Annotated in this window: 12 protein-coding genes and 8 pseudogenes; 15 read left to right on the top strand and 5 right to left on the bottom strand. The window is 61.1% G+C overall.

The window, feature by feature from the left end; genetic code table 11:
* Positions 1-24: 24 nt before the first annotated feature.
* The 5 genes and pseudogenes from AAFG50_RS36990 (at position 25) to AAFG50_RS36970 (ending at position 2,884) form a co-directional block, all read left to right on the top strand.
* The gene (locus AAFG50_RS36990) at positions 25-540 is read left to right on the top strand and encodes an ABC transporter permease subunit (RefSeq protein WP_028176066.1); all 516 of its coding nucleotides are present in this window, start codon (positions 25-27) and stop codon (positions 538-540) included.
* On the top strand, positions 537-1,199 hold the full coding sequence (locus AAFG50_RS36985; protein ID WP_011084494.1) for an amino acid ABC transporter permease: 663 nt from the start codon (positions 537-539) through the stop codon (positions 1,197-1,199). Before AAFG50_RS36990 ends, AAFG50_RS36985 begins: the two co-directional genes overlap by 4 nt.
* 143 nt (positions 1,200-1,342) lie before the next feature.
* Positions 1,343-2,121 (top strand): annotated as a pseudogene (locus AAFG50_RS36980) (IS5-like element ISBj2 family transposase).
* An 89-nt stretch (positions 2,122-2,210) separates the two neighbouring features.
* Positions 2,211-2,597 (top strand): annotated as a pseudogene (locus AAFG50_RS36975) (TrbI/VirB10 family protein); the annotation flags it as partial.
* A complete protein-coding gene (locus AAFG50_RS36970; protein ID WP_011084496.1) occupies positions 2,594-2,884 on the top strand; it encodes a DUF2274 domain-containing protein in 291 nt (96 codons plus the stop codon). The pseudogene AAFG50_RS36975 and the gene AAFG50_RS36970, both read left to right, overlap by 4 nt.
* Here AAFG50_RS36970 and AAFG50_RS36965 read toward each other — a convergent pair.
* Both AAFG50_RS36965 and AAFG50_RS36960 read right to left on the bottom strand, forming a co-directional pair.
* Positions 2,881-3,195: a hypothetical protein gene (locus tag AAFG50_RS36965; protein WP_011084497.1), complete on the bottom strand. Its 315-nt coding sequence runs from the start codon at positions 3,193-3,195 to the stop codon at positions 2,881-2,883. The two genes, AAFG50_RS36970 and AAFG50_RS36965, sit on opposite strands and share 4 nt — an antisense overlap.
* Before the next feature lie 7 nt (positions 3,196-3,202).
* Positions 3,203-3,956, bottom strand: a pseudogene (locus AAFG50_RS36960) (IS6 family transposase).
* A gap of 174 nt (positions 3,957-4,130) precedes the next feature.
* Between AAFG50_RS36960 and AAFG50_RS36955 the strand changes: the two are divergent.
* From AAFG50_RS36955 to rfbC, 3 genes and pseudogenes are all read left to right on the top strand, one after another.
* Positions 4,131-4,319, top strand: a complete 189-nt coding sequence (locus AAFG50_RS36955) for a hypothetical protein (protein WP_014498007.1) — start codon at positions 4,131-4,133, stop codon at positions 4,317-4,319.
* A 325-nt stretch (positions 4,320-4,644) separates the two neighbouring features.
* Complete coding sequence (locus AAFG50_RS36950; protein WP_035668747.1) at positions 4,645-6,024, top strand: aspartate aminotransferase family protein; 1,380 nt, start codon at positions 4,645-4,647, stop codon at positions 6,022-6,024.
* A gap of 55 nt (positions 6,025-6,079) precedes the next feature.
* Positions 6,080-6,417 (top strand): annotated as a pseudogene (gene rfbC / locus AAFG50_RS36945) (dTDP-4-dehydrorhamnose 3,5-epimerase); the annotation flags it as partial.
* Positions 6,418-6,748: 331 nt separating this feature from the next.
* Here the strand turns inward: rfbC and AAFG50_RS36940 are convergent.
* The gene (locus tag AAFG50_RS36940) at positions 6,749-7,252 is read right to left on the bottom strand and encodes a type II toxin-antitoxin system YhaV family toxin (protein ID WP_011084500.1); all 504 of its coding nucleotides are present in this window, start codon (positions 7,250-7,252) and stop codon (positions 6,749-6,751) included.
* Entirely contained in the window at positions 7,249-7,590 is a 342-nt protein-coding gene (locus AAFG50_RS36935) for a type II toxin-antitoxin system PrlF family antitoxin (protein ID WP_026312989.1), read from the bottom strand. Before AAFG50_RS36935 ends, AAFG50_RS36940 begins: the two co-directional genes overlap by 4 nt.
* A 300-nt stretch (positions 7,591-7,890) precedes the next feature.
* On the opposite strand from AAFG50_RS36935, the pseudogene AAFG50_RS36930 reads away from it, so the two are divergent.
* The 7 genes and pseudogenes from AAFG50_RS36930 to istB (AAFG50_RS36900) all read left to right on the top strand — a co-directional run.
* Positions 7,891-8,297: pseudogene (locus tag AAFG50_RS36930) on the top strand (transposase); the annotation flags it as partial.
* A gap of 104 nt (positions 8,298-8,401) precedes the next feature.
* A pseudogene (gene istA, locus AAFG50_RS36925) lies at positions 8,402-9,514 on the top strand (IS21-like element ISFK1 family transposase); the annotation flags it as partial.
* Between the two features lie 159 nt (positions 9,515-9,673).
* Positions 9,674-11,223: pseudogene (gene istA, locus AAFG50_RS36920) on the top strand (IS21-like element ISBj11 family transposase).
* On the top strand, positions 11,220-12,029 hold the full coding sequence (istB, locus tag AAFG50_RS36915) for an IS21-like element ISBj11 family helper ATPase IstB (RefSeq protein ID WP_014497900.1): 810 nt from the start codon (positions 11,220-11,222) through the stop codon (positions 12,027-12,029). Before istA (AAFG50_RS36920) ends, istB (AAFG50_RS36915) begins: the two are co-directional and overlap by 4 nt.
* Positions 12,030-12,179: 150 nt before the next feature.
* A complete protein-coding gene (locus AAFG50_RS36910) occupies positions 12,180-13,691 on the top strand; it encodes an ISNCY-like element ISBj12 family transposase (RefSeq protein ID WP_011084703.1) in 1,512 nt (503 codons plus the stop codon).
* A gap of 170 nt (positions 13,692-13,861) precedes the next feature.
* Positions 13,862-14,131 (top strand): annotated as a pseudogene (locus AAFG50_RS36905) (IS21 family transposase); the annotation flags it as partial.
* 8 nt (positions 14,132-14,139) lie between these two features.
* On the top strand, positions 14,140-14,844 hold the full coding sequence (gene istB / locus AAFG50_RS36900) for an IS21-like element ISFK1 family helper ATPase IstB (protein WP_038952402.1): 705 nt from the start codon (positions 14,140-14,142) through the stop codon (positions 14,842-14,844).
* Positions 14,845-14,874: 30 nt separating this feature from the next.
* Here the strand turns inward: istB (AAFG50_RS36900) and AAFG50_RS36895 are convergent, their stop codons facing one another.
* Complete coding sequence (locus AAFG50_RS36895; RefSeq protein ID WP_011084521.1) at positions 14,875-15,453, bottom strand: hypothetical protein; 579 nt, start codon at positions 15,451-15,453, stop codon at positions 14,875-14,877.
* Between the last annotated feature and the right edge of the window lie 214 nt (positions 15,454-15,667).

The following is a 15,667-nucleotide window of genomic DNA, read 5'->3' as shown; positions in this document are numbered from 1 at the left end:
TCTCTCCTGATTCGCGGGACAATCTTGCCCGCCGTCAGGCAGAAACTCCACTCATCGCCCTGTCCAGATTTCCGGAGCCAGCTCTTTCTGTTCTACGCGCTACCCGACATAGGCATCCGTCTGACGCCGTTCGAGACTTCCTGGCTAGCGCTCGCATTGTGGGGCGGTGCTTATCAAACGGAGGTCTTCAGGGCCGCATTCGAAGCTGTGCCGAAAGGCGAAGTGACGGCAGCTCGCGCTCTCGGCTTGCCGGCGTTCCAGACCTTTCTTGACATCACACTCCCGATCGCGTTGCGCATCGCGATCACCGGAACAACAACCACGGCGATCACGCAGTTCAGGTCGTCCTCCTTCATGATCGTCGTCGGCTATCAGGAATTGACCTATGTCGCCAACCGGATCGTGTCAGATACGTTTAAAGTGTTTGAGACCTTCGGAATCGCTTGTCTCATGTACCTGCTGGTGTGCAGCATCCTAAGCGCTTTGTCTCGTACGTTCGAGCGCAGGCTCGCGGTTCCGGGGCTGGGAGTAGTTAAATGACCAACTGGGTTTGGCCTGTCACCCTTTACCTTGGTAAGAGCCTTTTGGTTACTTTGTGGATCTCGCTGCTCACCGTCATTTTGGCGACAATCCTTGGTCTCCTGATCGCGGCGCTGTCGCAAAGCACGCTCACGTTCGCGCGCTTTGTCGGACGGCTTTACGTTGAGTTGTTCCGCGGCGTGCCGTCGCTTATGATACTCCTCTTCGTGTTCTTTGCCCTTCCGCAAATTGGTCTCCGCACGGGCCCACTCACGGCCGCAATAATCGGATTGGGGCTCTGGGGCGGGGCGAACATCGGTGAGGTCTTTCGAGGCGCCTTGGATTCAATTCCACATCGCCAAGAGCAGGGCGCCCGAGCGCTTGGCTTGAGCGCAACGGAAGCGCTTGTGTTCGTCATTTTGCCACAAGCATTTCGGCGTGCGTTGCCGCCCTACGTCGGGCAGCTCACCGTTCTCGTCCAGGCGAGTGCACTGACGTCCGTTGTTGGGGTGTCGGATCTCTTGGGATCGGCGCGTCAAATGATAGAAAGACTAGCGTATGTCGGAACCGGAGACTCACACGCCATCGAGATCTATCTGGGCGTGCTGAGCATATTCTTTGTGATCTGCTACGCGTTGAGCGGGCTGGCCAGTATGATCGAACGCTGTCTTCGAGTCTGAAAACAATTCCTAGTCGATCGAAACCTTCTAGGGAAAGGCAATTGCGCCGTTTGAGCGAACCCGCTCGACTCCATCGAGCGCTTTGCGCGGAGACATGTTCTAGGGTCTGTACCTAAATAGCGCCACGTGATTCTCTTGCCTACGTGTTGATTCGGGGGCGAGAGAATGCGCGCTGGTTTGTTTTGGCTGAACGACAGGCAATGGGCGCGTATCGAACCGCATCTGCCGAGGGGACTGACGGGGCCGGATCGGGACGACGACCGACGCATCGTCAGCGGCATCATTCACATGCTGCAATCGGGTGCACGATGGCGTGATTGTCCACGTGAATACGGCCCTTACACGACGATCTACAATCGCTTCAATCGCTGGGCCAAGCGAGGACGATGGTGCGCAATCTTCGAAGCGCTGGCCAAGCCTGGCGAAGACGGCGTCGTACTGTCGCTCGACTCGACCTCGATTAAAGCTCACCGGTGTGCCTCCGGCGGAAAAGGGGGGAGCACAATCAAGCAATCGGCCGCTCGCGCGGAGGCCGCACGACAAAAATCCATGCGCTGAGCGATCCGCTCTGCCGGCCGGTCGTCCTGCATCTGACTCCAGGCCAGGATGCCGATATCGCTGCGGCTCCCGATGTCCTGGCGCTCGCGCCACCCATGAGCGTGCTCCTCGCCAAGGGTATGATGGCGACAAGCTTCGCGGCGCAATCATTCGTCGTGGCGCCAAGCCCGTAATCCCCAATAAATCTAACCGTGTCGTCATCCATCGCTTCAACAAACGCGCCTACAAAGGACGAAATGTCATCGAACGCTGCTTTGGCAGGCTCAAGGACTTCCGGCGCATCGCCACGCGATATGACAAGCTCGCCCGTAATTTTTTGGCCGCTGTTCATCTCGCCGCTCTCGTCGCATATTGGCTCAATTGAGTCTGGACCCTAGTTCAAGCAAAGCCCAAACTGCACCGAGAGCGCGCCCACGCCAGTCAGATCATCGCCTAAAAAGCGGCCGTGCGGACGGCCAGAGTCGAATCCTCTTGGTCTGGACTCGCATCATCATACCGGACGGCAACTCGATCGTGCTGGAGCGCCAGCCGGGCGCCGACAGTGGTGGTTATGCCGGACTCGAGGACGATGTCGACAACCACTGGGGCATGCTATTCAAGGCCGCCGTTCTCTCGACCATGCTCAGCGTCGGAGCAGAGGCGGCACGAGCCAAATGAGAACAACCTCGTTCAAGCGATCCGTAGCGGTGCGTCCATCAGCATCAGCCAGACCGGCCAATTGGTCGTGCAGCGTCAGCTCAACATCCAGCCGACGCTGACCATCCGGCCAGGTTTCCGGTCCGCGTGATCGGCACGCGCGATTTGGTGCTGGCGCCCTACAGCAATGGAGGAGCGCCATGACGAAGCTCAAGCTTGGGCCGCTTGAAGACGACAAGCCAGTCAAGCTCACGACCGAGCTGCCGGCGGCGGTCTTTAGGGATCTCAGAAGCTACGCCGAGATCCTGACGCATAGCGTAGGTCTGATGACGCGGACCGAGCCTGCTAAACTGATTGCGCCGATGATCGAGCGTCGCATGGCGACCGACCGCGCCTTCGCGAAAGCACGGCGAAATACACTCAGCTCGCACCTCGGTCATAGCGTTCACGACGCAGGTCAAGAAACGGACGCAACGATGGATTGCCGTTAGCTTGCCGCCAGTAAGCGCGAAAGCTGAGCACAGGGTTTGCCGGTTCGGGAAGGCAAGGCGTCCAGCCATAAGATGTATTGGCCGAACAATTCGGTCGTCAAATCGGCCGGCGCCTGAACCCTGCCGCTATCGGCGAGAAAGCGGGCAAAGAACTTCAGTGCTTTCCAGCATTGGTGACGCGTGCTAGGTGACGACGATGCATGATGCCCCCGGAACGCCTCGGCATAGGGAGCAACAAATTCGGCTGGAAGATTGGGTTGCCCGAGGTCGAACCGCTGCGCCGGTTCGCCCCACGCATCCCGGAACGGCATCGTCAACTTAATCGACCGCCGAGCCGAAGGCGGCGATTCTCAGAGGTCGAGATTCGGCGATAGCGCTTGTCATGGAGATCTCGCGCCAAGTCGCAAAGGCTCGCTCGCGCGAAGCACGACGGAAGTCGGCGGTGGCGGCTCCGGCATAGGGGATGTGGAAAAGGTTCGCGACCTGATCGTGAACTGACAGAAAGCGTTGAGCCTGATGGGACGATTTGAAACGCTTCATGATCCGCTCGCGTCGGCTGATGAGAATTTTCGGCCCGATTGTTGAGAGCTTTGTGCTGGCGATGTTCGACGTGAAAGCCCATCTTCGCCCTCGCAGCGCCGTACGAACGCAGCTTATCCGTGATCATCACGCGCGGCGGCGTGCCGGCGGATTTCAAGAGCTTCTTCATGAGAAGCTGCGCAGCGCGCGAGTCTCTTCGGCGCTGGATCAAGACGTCGAGAACGAAGCCATCCTGGTCGACAGCGCGCCAGAGCCAATGTTGTTCGCCCGCGATCGAGATAACGACCTCGTCCAGATGCCATTTGTCACCGCGGGCGGGAGCGCGCTGGCGGATCCGATCGGAGAACGGCTTGCCGAATTTCCGTCCCCACTGGCGCACGGTTTCATAGGTCACGCCAATGCCACGCGCCGCCAGCATTTCCTCGACCATGCGCAAGCTTAAGGGAAACCGGAAATACAACCAAACGGCATAGCTGATCACTTCCGGTGGGAAGCGATGGCGGCGATAAAGAGGGGCCCGGGCGGTCGGCATGCCGGTCGTCTACCCCATCGGCCACCCCTATTCGTTAACTTGACGGTGCCGGTTGGGAGTGAGCCTACAAGCTTTGGCAGGCGACCAACTCAACGAGTTAAGGTATTCTGGGGCAAACTCGGTCGCAGATCACCGCGCAAAGCCGGGACACCGACCAGATCAAGGAGATCACTGATGGCCCACAAGAAACTGGTCAATCAGAGCGGGTTGTTGCTTACAGTGTTACTCATCACGCGTGTTGGCTCGGAGCCCAACCAGTCCGTGACGACGCGCGGCAGCAGCTGGGATAACGTGCTAAACACACATGACACGCTGGCCTTTAGCGGAGCGGACGGCCTGAACGTGGTGGGCTCGAATACGTAACCGCGGTCCACGGCGCTACGACCACCGACTCTCTACGGCCTGAACGCCGCCGGCAGTTTGATGGAAGCTCCCGTCGGCGACTAACGCGTCCCGGAAATCCGACGCTTTGTCGTGCTGAACATCGTCACCTTTCTGTGATCACTTCCAGACAGTGCGTCGCGCCGCCAGTTAAGCCTGTGGTCAGGCATAGGCAAAAGCGAATCCCTTTAAAGCGATCGTCAACGACGACTATCGCAAGGCCCAGAGAAGCCGGAAACGGACCGGCGCTTCCCCACATGATGCTCCGGTCCCTATCCAATTCTGAACCGATGATGTGACGCCGACCATGCTGCCCAGTTCTCAACAGGCCCGAGATGTGGCCTATCAGCTTCACGCCTATACCAACGCGCGGTCGCACCAACGGGCCGGGCCGCTCATAATTGAACGCGGCGAGGGCCCCTACGTCTTCGACACGGCAGGAAAACGCTACCTCGATGCGATGGCCGGTCTCTGGAGTGCGGGTCTTGGCTTCAGCGAAAAGCGGCTTATCGAAGCCGCGCATCGCCAGATGCAAATCCTGCCATTCTATCATACCTTCGCATCACGATCGAATGGGCCTTCCATCGCGCTTGCCGAGAAGCTGGTGAAGATGTCTCCGGTGCCAATGAGTAAGGTGTTCTTCACAAATTCCGGCTCGGAAGCGAACGATACGGTGTTGAAGCTGATCGCCTATCGATCGAATGCAGCGGGCCAGCCTCAGCGCAAGAAGGTCATCAGCCGGTTGCGCGGCTATCACGGCGTCACGATCGGTGCGGCAAGCCTGACCGGATTTCCAGACAACCACCGCTCTTTCGATCTGCCGCTCCCCAACATTATGCACACGGGCTCCCCCCATTTCTACAAGGACAGCCGTGCGGGCGAATCGGAGGAGACCTTTGCTACGCGTCGGGCCGAGGAGCTCGAGTCGCTGATTCAGCGCGAAGGTGCCGATACCATTGCAGCATTCTTCGGTGAGCCTGTCATGGGCGCGGGCGGCGTCATCGTTCCGCCGCCGACTTACTGGGACAAAATTCAAAGTGTGCTAAAAAAGCATAGCATCCTTTTGGTCGCTGATGAGGTGATTTGCGGCTTTGGCCGGACAGGAAAAATGTTCGGTTGCGAAACCTACAACATCGCGCCCGATGTAATCGTGGTGTCGAAGCAGCTCACGTCCAGTTATTTTCCGTTATCTGCGATCATAATGAATGACTACATGTTCGAACCAATCGCGGACGAGAGCAATAAGGTTGGACTGCTGGCTCATGGCTTCACGGGCGGTGGTCACCCGGTCGGAGCCGCCGTAGCGCTCGAAAACCTCAAACTCATCGAGGAGCGGGGTCTGATTGCGAACGTTGGCCGCATCGGGGCCTACATGCAGGAACGGCTGCGCACGCTCGTTGACCATCCACTCGTTGGGGAGGTCCGTGGCGTTGGCCTTATTGCGGCAATCGAGCTGGTGCTGGACAAGAAACGGAAAGTCGCCGCTACTACTCCGGGCGATGTTGGCAGCATTGCGAGCCGGTTGCTGCACGAGCGAGGGATCATCGTGCGGAATGTAGACGATGCATTGTCGATATGCCCACCTCTGATCGTCAACAAGGATCAAATCGACGAGCTCATCGACGGGATCACGGGCATGCTCCACGATCTTAAGGCGACTGTAGTTAATTGTCGCGAGCCTCACTAGCGTTCACTCAACTCCGCTTAGTGCGCCGCGAGTCCGATTGTCTGGACATCCATCAATGAGGGGCAAGGTGCTCGACCTCGCGGTCGACGTCCGCGTCCGGAGCCCGAATTTCGGACGCTACGTTGCCGCCGAATTAAGCGAGCATAACCGGCGGCAACTATGGGTTCCGCGCGGATTCGCGCACGGTTTCGTTGTGTGCTCTCAGAGACCGCGGACTTTTTCTACAAATGCGATGATTTCTATAATCCGGAGAACGAGGTTTCGATCCGCTGGGACGACCCGGTGATCGGTATAAACTGGGGTATCAAAAAGCCGTCGCTCTCGGCCAAGGACGCGGCCGCGCCGCTGCTTGCCGACATCCAAAACTTCCATTGTACGGGCGGATACTGGTGACGGGAACCCGCGGGCAGGTCGGAGGTGCATTGATGCCCGCAGGTAAAGGGGATCGAGGCTGAAGTATTGGAAGGTTGAGGAACACGAACCGGTTCACCCGCATCGGAGGGCTGAAATGTCGCCTCCGTCTACACGGCTTAACAGGTGGAATGCTGATGATGATGTCGCCGGACAGTCGGCGCATTCGCCGCTGCCTTTGGGCGTAGCCGACAGCTGGATGGTGGGCATTTCACGGACTCTTCCTGGCCGAATCGTGTCTCTCGCTGCAGACCGGTGCCGGCGGCGCGGGCCGGATCAGCGGGCGGTCGCGGCCGAACGAGGCCAGCTGGGGTCATCTCCCGCGCGTCGAGCGCGATAGACGCGTCTTGGATTCGCCAGTCGAGGCCGCGGCTACGAGTTCGTTCCACGAGTCCGGCGGGTTCCCGCGGTCCAGCATCTTCCTGAACACGGCGTAGGCGTCGTTCGCGCTCTCGTAGGCGCGCAGCGTCGAGTCGTCGTTCACCCAGGCGAGAACGATGATCTTGGCGTCCGCCGATTGCTGATAGCGGAAGAACAGGCGGAACTGCTGCAGCAATTTCGCGCGGAACCAGTGCTTGTACTCGTCGCCGAGAGTGCCGCCCTGCCGATAGACGTCACGCGTTGGGTCACTCGGAATGTCGTCGAACGCCACCTTCAAGACAGCCGACAGGAGCTTCGCGGCGCGCTTCTTCTTGTATCCCTTCGGATCCTTCTTGCGCGCCTTCTCGACCGCCGCGATCATAGTCTCGAACTGGTCGAGAAATAGCGGATGGGCGTAGACCGTCCAACCGTTAACCCCGAAGGTGTCGTCGCTCACGTATCGTCTTCCGGCAGCGCCGCGTCGAGATCGACCTTAACACCCTTGACCAAGCCCTTGCCGCGCGCGACCAGCGACTTCGGCACCGGCCGGATCCGGGCTGGCTCGCTCCCCATGTCGCGGGCCAGGAACGCGAGGAACGTGCCGATCACCGGATCGCCGTGGTCGGCGCTCAACTGCTTCTTCGCGATCACAACGGTGCCGTCAGCGAGCCCCCGAAACACGACCTGGTCGCGCTTTCCCAGGGCCAGCATTTTGCGGATGGCGGCGGGCACGGTCGTCTGGCCGCGGTCTGTGATGGTCGCGGGGATCGAGAGGATTTCGGCGGTCTTGGCCATAGCGGCTCCTTGCGTCGTCACGACATCCCAATGTAATGCATCTGCATTGTAAGTCAAGTCTGCCTGGGTGCCTCGAGATGGCCGCAAACTGGCGATTCCGCCGTCTGGTGGAGTTGGCGCTGAAGCTCAACGAGAATGATGCACAATTGCCCGCCTCCAATGCCGCTGCTACAGCTGTGGCTCGGGGGTCTGCGCGAATGAATGGAAACTATAGAGCTGGCCCCGCAAATTCGGACAGTAGCTTGAGTGGATTTTCTGCCTGACAGCGGCGAGGATTCTTGCTGCGAATCAGGAGCGAAGATGACGAAGAAGAGCCGCCGGACGCATTCTCCGGCATTCAAGGCGAAGGTTGCTTTGGCTGCGGTCAAAGGAGACAAGACACTGGCGGAGCTGGCGCAACTGTTTGATGTTCATCCGAACCAGATCACGATCTGGAAAAACCAGCTCCTGGAAGGCGCCGCCGGCGTGTTTGGGCATGACAAGACATCGGCCGAGACGCCGGTCGATTTGAAGGCGTTACATGCCAAGATCGGCGAGCTGGCGTTGGAAAACGATTTTTTGTCCGGCGCGCTCACCAAGGCGGGCCTGCTGAGCGCAAAGCGATGATCGACCGCGGTCATGATCTTTCTATCGTGCGCCAGGCGAAGGTCCTGAAGCTGGCTCGCAGCACGGTCTACTATGAACCTCGGCCAGTTTCGGCCGAGGACTGCGCGTTTCGCGGGATCGTGAGCAAGGCTTTCGGAGCCTTGCAGCGCTTCGGCCGACAACTCAACCGGCTTAGGGATGACCTCGTGGTTAACGAGGAAGTCCAATGCCTACCCAGAGATTGTCGATGCGCCGGATCAAGGAAGTCCTTCGGTTAAAACATTTTCAAGGCCTGCCAGAGCGGGCCATCGCGCGGAGCGTGGGCGTCAGCAACGGCGTTGTGCACAGCTACCTGAGCCGCGCCCGCTCTGCTGGGTTGAGCTGGCCGCTTCCGGAGGGAATGACCGATGAAGACCTGGAGCTTTTGCTTTTCCCGGCCCCACGACCAGCGTCTCAGAGCCCGCAGCGGCCGGTGCCCGACTGGAGCTACATCGATAAAGAGCTCCGCCGGCGCAACGTAACCCGTCGCCTGCTCTGGGAGGAGTATCGCGCCGTTAATCCCGACGGTTTCGGGTACACGTGGTTCTGCACTACCTACGAGGCCTGGAAGGGGCGGGTCCGACCTTCGATGCGGCAGATTCATCTGGGCGGCGAGAAGGTGTTCGTGGATTTCGCCGGCGACACCATCGACATCGTCGATCCCCTGACCGGGGAAGTGCAGCCGATGAAGCTGTTCGTCGCGGCGATGGGCGCTTCGAACTACACCTACGCCGAGGCCTGCCCCAGCGAGAGCTTGGCCGACTGGATCCGGGCCCACGTCAACTTGTTCACGTTTTTGAGCGGAACGGCGACGTTCGTGGTCTGCGACAACCTCAAAGCCGCCGTCAGCAACCCCGACCGCTACGATCCCGGCCTCAATCGCACTTATGCCGAGATGGCGAGCCATTACGGCACGGCCATTCTCGCCGCACGGCCGCGGCGCCCAAAAGACAAGGCGAAGGTCGAGGTCGCGGTGCAAATCGCCCAGCGCTGGATTCTGGCCCGGCTGCGCAATCAGCGCTTCTTTTCCCGGGCCGAGCTCAACGCCGCCATCAAGACACTCGTCGACGAACTCAATGCTCGTCAAATGCGTGGCTTCGGCTCAAGCCGCGCCGAACTGTTTGCCGAACTCGACAAACCCAAGCTAACCCCGCTGCCAGATCAGCCTTATGCCTTCGCACGCTGGAAGCGCTGCCGCCTCGCTCCCGATTATCATGTCGAGGTCGACGGCCATTGGTACTCCGCGCCGTATCGTCTGATTGGCGAGCTGGTCGATGCCCGTATCGACGATCGGACGGTTGCCGCGCGGCGAACAGGATGGAAGTGGAGCGTCGACCATGATGAGAGGGCTACGCCGGGCTCGTGACGCAGGGAGGGCGTAGCCCGACCGGAGTTACGAGCCCGGCGTCGGCGCGATCCACAGCGGACCGCGCCGACTGGTGATCGCGGCCGGCTGGTTATGCAAGTGGTTCTTCCGCCAAGAGGAATCACTCGCGTGCCAGGCCGACACATTACCGATCACCAAATGAGGCTCTACATGAAGTACCGTCAGACCGATAGCCCACCCGTGGCCGCCGCCAAGGCTTCGTTCAGCACCTCGACCGCTTACCGGATCGAGAAGGATCGACGCCTTCCGTCGCAGAAGAAGGCTCCCCGCGGCCGTCGCCGGCCAGATCCCTTGGCCCGCGTATTTGAGACAGATATCGCGCCGATGCTGAAGGCCGCCCCCGGTGTGCGGCCGGTCACGATCTTCGAGGAGTTGCTCCGACGCCATCCCGAGCTCGGCGCCGGCATCCGTCGCACGCTGGAGCGCCGGATCCGGGCCTGGCGGGCGATCCACGGCGAGGAGCAGGAGGTCATCTTCCGCCAGACCCACGAACCCGGTCAGCGCGGCCTGTCCGACTTCACCGACATGGGCGAATTGGGTGTCACGATCGCGGGCGTACCGCTCGACCATCGTCTCTATCACTTCCGGCTGGCCTATTCCGGTTTGAGCACGCCCATGTCGTGCTCGGCGGTGAGAGCTTCGTCGCTCTGGCCGAAGGCCTGCAGAATGCCTTGTGGTCACTCGGTGGGGCGCCACGGGAGCATCGCACCGACAGCCTGTCGGCCGCCTTTTGCAATCTCGACCGCGACGCCAAAGACGATCTGACGCGGCGATACGAAGACCTCTGTGCCCATTACGGCATGCGGCCTTCCCGCAACAATCGTGGCATCGCCCACGAGAACGGGGCGATCGAGAGTTCGCATGGTCATCTCAAGCGAGCGATCGGCGACGCGCTGTTGCTGCGTGGCACCGCCGACTTCGACGATCTAGCTGCCTATCGTGGCTTCATCGATGAGATCGCCAGCCGCCGCAATGCCCGCAACGCCAAGCGGATCGACAGTGAACGTAGCGCACTTCAGGATCTGCCGGACCGCCGCACGTCGGACTATGAAGAGGTGATCGTCCACGTGACGTCGTCCGGCGGCTTCACCTTGCGCAAGGTGTTCTACACGGTGCCGTCGCGCTTGATCGGCCATCGGCTGCGGGTGCGCCTGTATGACGATCACCTCGACGTGTTTGTCGGCGGCACGCATCTCCTCACCTTGCCGCGCGGGCGGCCGCATCCCAATGGCAAGCACGATCAGGTCGTCGATTATCGGCACGTGATCCATTCCTTGCGGCGCAAGCCGATGGCGCTCCTCAACCTGGTCTACCGCGACCAGCTGTTCCCCCGGGAAGCTTACCGCCGAGCCTTCGACGTCTTGCGCAAACGCTTACCGGACAAGAAGGCCTGCCGGATCATGGTCGATCTCCTCGCACTCGCCCATGAGCGCGGTTGCGAGGCCGAACTCGCCAATCAGCTCACGGCTGACCTGAACGACGGCCGGCTGCCCGACCTCAACCGGCTACGTACTCACTTCGCCCCGGATCCCGCCCAGGTGCCGAACGTCGTGGTACGCCTCGCACCGCTCGCCACCTATGAATGCCTCATCGGTACCGCCGAGATCGGAGGCGCCGCATGAGCACAACCAACGTAGTCGACACCGCGCGCCTCAATCTGTTGCTCAACGAGCTGCGGCTGCCCGCCATCAAGGCGCTGTGGCCGCAATTTGCCGAGCAATCCGATATAGAAGGCTGGCCGGCGGCGCGCTTCCTCGCCACCATTGCCGAGCACGAGATCGCTGAGCGCGGCCGCCGCCGCATCGAGCGCCATCTCGTCGAGGCGCGGCTGCCTACCGGAAAGACCTTTGACAGCTTCGACTTCGAGGCCGTGCCGATGATCTCCAAGGCGCAAATGACCGCACTCGCCGCCGGCGACGGCTGGCTCGGCAAGGGCGCCAATCTGCTGCTGTTTGGTCCGCCCGGTGGAGGCAAGAGCCACTTGGCGGCAGCAATCGGCTTGGCCCTCATCGAGAACGGATGGCGCGTCCTGTTCACCCGCACCACCGATCTCGTGCAGAAGCTCCAGGTGGCTCGCCGCGAGCTCAACCTCGAGGGCGCCATCAACCGCCTCGATCGCTTCGATCTCGTCATCTTGGACGATCTTGCCTATGTCACCAAGGACCAGGCCGAGACCAGTGTGCTGTTCGAGCTCATCAGCGCACGCTACGAGCGACGCTCTTTGCTGATCACCGCCAATCAGCCCTTTGGAGAATGGAACAAGGTCTTTCCGGACCCAGCTATGACCCTCGCGGCGATCGATCGCCTTGTTCACCACGCCACCATCGTCGAGATGAACGTCGAGAGCTATCGCAGGCGGACTGCCCTCGAGCGAAAGCGTGGTCCAGGGCGGCCACCGGAGCACGCGACACAAAAAACGCTCGCTTGATTGACGCTCCGCGACAATCAAAGCAAACAAAACTCTTGCGCGCGACAATCATCGCGGCGATCGCATTGCCTCGCCTTAATTGTTACCGGATCCTAAGCCGTTGCCTCACGTAAATTGCTCCCCTGGACCGGGAACGAGCGAGGGGCGGAGATGGGGTGGCTAAGCATGGCAACGCGGAAGGAACTGACGGCGGCGGCAGGCGTGCGCTATCGGCGGTCGGATCGCGCGAAGAAGGCGCGGATATTGGACGAGTTCGTCGACATCACCGGATTCCATCGGAAGCATGCGATGCGTCTACTTCGAAACCAGGAAGGCGTACATCCGGGCCGACGGGCGCGACGTCGGATATATAATGAAGCAGAACACACCGCACTCGTGCTGCTTTGGGAGGCGTCAGACCGCATCTGCGGGAAGCGACTGAAAGCATTAATGCCCGCGCTGATTGAGGCGATGGAACGGTACGGGCACCTCGACCTTGCCCCTGAGATTCGCACCAAACTTTTGGCGATGAGCGCTGCGACGATCGACCGCGCCTTGGTGCGGGTTCGAGAAAAATTGGGTCGCAAGCGCCGGCGGCACGCGGGGCATTCCCTGCGTCGCAGTATTCCAATACGGACTTCGGCAGATTGGAATGATCCGGCGCCGGGATTCGTCGAGGCCGACCTTGTAGCGCATAGCGGTCCATCTGCGCGCGGCAGCTTCATCCAGACCCTCGTGCTCACCGACATTGCTACCGGCTGGACAGAGTGCGCACCTCTGATCGTGCGCGAACAGACGCTGGTGAGCACGGTGCTGACGGAATTGCGCAAGCAATTGCCTTTTGCGCTGCTCGGCTTCGACACGGACAATGACACCGTGTTCATGAATGAGACGTTGAAGGCCTACTGCGAGGCGGCCAACATTGTCTTCACGCGTTGCCGTCCCTACCGGAAGAATGACCAGGCGTTCGTCGAGCAAAAGAACGGCGCCGTCGTGCGCAGGATGGTCGGCTATCGTAGGTTCGAAGGCCTGGAGGCGGCCAAGCTACTGGCGGAACTCTATCGGTCAGCGCGGCTGTTCGTAAACTTCTTCCAACCTTCGTTCAAACTGTTAGCCAAGCAGCGCGACGGTGCTCGTGTACGTAAGACATACAGCGCGCCGGCAACACCCCACCAGCGCCTGTCAGCGGACGCCCGCACGCCTGATGCGGTCCGCCACCATCTCCAGGAAATCTATACCGCTCTCGATCCGGTCACGTTGTTGCGCGACATCCGCGACGTGCAGGAGCGCCTCGCGGCGCTCGCGGATATCCAACCATCCGCCCATCCTGCTGCGGCATCACAATCGATTGATCGCTTCCTGGCAAGCCTGCGAACGGCCTGGAAGGACGGCGCCACGCGCCCGACGGATCGGCCAATCGTGAAGGCTAAAAGGGGCCGGCGTCGTCCCGATCCGCTTATCCGGGCAACGTCAGATTTGAGAAAATGGTTTGAAGCCGAGCCTTGGCGGACCGGCAGCGAACTGCTCTCGCGCCTGCAGGTGGAATATCCTGGAGACTATCCGAACAAGCTTCTTCGAACCCTTCAACGTCGGTTGAAATCCTGGCGCAGCGAGCAAGCGAATGCGCTGCTGTTTGCTTCAGAAAAAATGCCGCCAGGGCATGAGGTCACAACACCCCAATGACGTGCGAGGTGCCAGCGGAGGAGGCCGGGCGCTCCGAAACCCCGGCCATCTCCGCACCCGGCCTCCTCCTCAACTCAGGCCAGGAGCAAAATAAATGAGGCAACTGATCGCGCCCGGGAGCATCGATATGTGAGGCAATACGTCTTCCGACCCAGATCGTCGCGCTATAGACGGTCGAGATCTTCCACAAGGGCCAGCGGATCGCCAGCCATGCCCGCGCGCCCAACCGACGCGGACACACCACCATCGCCGACCACATGCCCAGCGCCCATCGCCGCTACGGCGAATAGACCCCCGCCGCGGTGATCGCCGCCGGCGAGCGGATCGGTCCTTCGACAGCAGCGTTTTTCCAGGCCGTGATCGACGCCCGGCCCCATCCAGAACAAGGCTTTCGAACCTGCCTTGGCATTCTGGCGCTCGTCAAAAGCTACGGCGCCGACTGACCGGAATGGCCAAGGCCTTCGAGGAGCAGCGCCGATCGCCCGATCTCGAAGCCCTGCCGTTCGAAGATCGCATCGGCCTGTTGGTCGACCGCGAAGCCGCCGAACGCGACACCAGGCGGCTCACCACGCGCCTCAAGATCGCCGCACTGCGCCAGACTGCTTGCGTCGAGGACGTCGATCTGCGCACCCCGCGGGGCATCGACCGCGCCGTTTTCGCCAAACTCGTCGAAGGTCGCTGGATCGATCGCCACGAGAATTTGCTCGTCACCGGGGCAACCGGCCTGGGCAAAAGTTGGTTAGCCTGCGCGCTCGGCCACAAGGCCTGCCGCGACAACCGATCAGTCCTCTATCATCGCGTTCCAAGGCTGTTCGAGGCGCTCGCGCGCGGAGACGGACGCTACGCCCGGCTCCTCAAAAGCCTCGGCCGCGCTCAGCTTCTGATTTTGGATGATTGGGGACTATCGGTGCTCACCGCCGCGGAACGCCGCGATCTGCTCGAAATCCTCGAGGACCGACATGGCCGCGCATCCACCATCGTCACAAGTCAGCTCCCCGTGGACACCTGGCATGGAGCCATTGGGGACCCCACGGTCGCCGACGCCATTCTCGATCGCCTCGTCCACAACGCCCACCGCCTCCAGCTCACCGGAGAAAGCATGCGAAAACGCAGCGCCAAAACCATCACCCTTGACGGCCAACCAGAACACTGACTCTATCTCCCATCGGCCGTAGCGGGCTGCTCACGATCGTCTGAATTCAGTGCTCACGATCGCGCGAAATCGATGCTCACGATCCGTGAAATCCGCAGTCTGCTGGGCGATCGCCTGCTCGCGCGTCAGGCGGGCCATTTCGACCGTCGAGACGCTGCCCGATTTGATCAGTGACGAGGCCCGCTCGACGGCGGCCACTGCCTTCTCCCGTCGCGCGGCCGCGGCCTCGATCGCCGACTGGATTTCGGCAATGCGCGCCTGGAGCTGGAGGATGCGACCGTCGCGGAACTGGGCCGCCTGGCGGGCGAGGTCCTGTTGCGCCGTCTCGGCGGCCGCAAGCTTGGCGGCGAAACTCGGGCGCTCATTTTCCATCCGGGACATCTGCCGCCGAAGATCGTCGAGCCGCACGCGATCGCCACGCGCGTTGACGACATGAAGGATCGCGTCGCCCTCATGGACCACGCTGAGTTGCGTCGAGCCTTGCGGCGGCTTCGCGCTCACGGTGCCGTCAATCGGCGAGCGCAACGTCACGATCCTGGCATTGACCACGGCCGCAACGCTCGAGGTCTGCAGCACGGCCTTCAGCGGCAACCATCCGAAGACGGCCACAATCGCAAGGCCAATGCCGACCTTGAGCAGGCGGCGAACCGGCGCGAGCCTGCAGGTACTTCGGGATGGGAAGCACTATCGCTGACGGGCTCGCTCACCGGCTCGTCGTGCGCCGGCTGCAACCGATCCTGCAAATCGCGCTGCAACCCTCGTGCGCCCGATTCCTCGTCCTTGCTGACGGACGTATGATCTTCGGGAACGGGCTTCTGCTGTT

The organism is Bradyrhizobium sp. B039 (genome assembly GCF_038965675.1).
In the GTDB taxonomy this organism is placed as follows: Bacteria; Pseudomonadota; Alphaproteobacteria; order Rhizobiales; family Xanthobacteraceae; genus Bradyrhizobium; species Bradyrhizobium diazoefficiens.
This window is presented reverse-complemented; position numbering and strand designations above follow the sequence as displayed.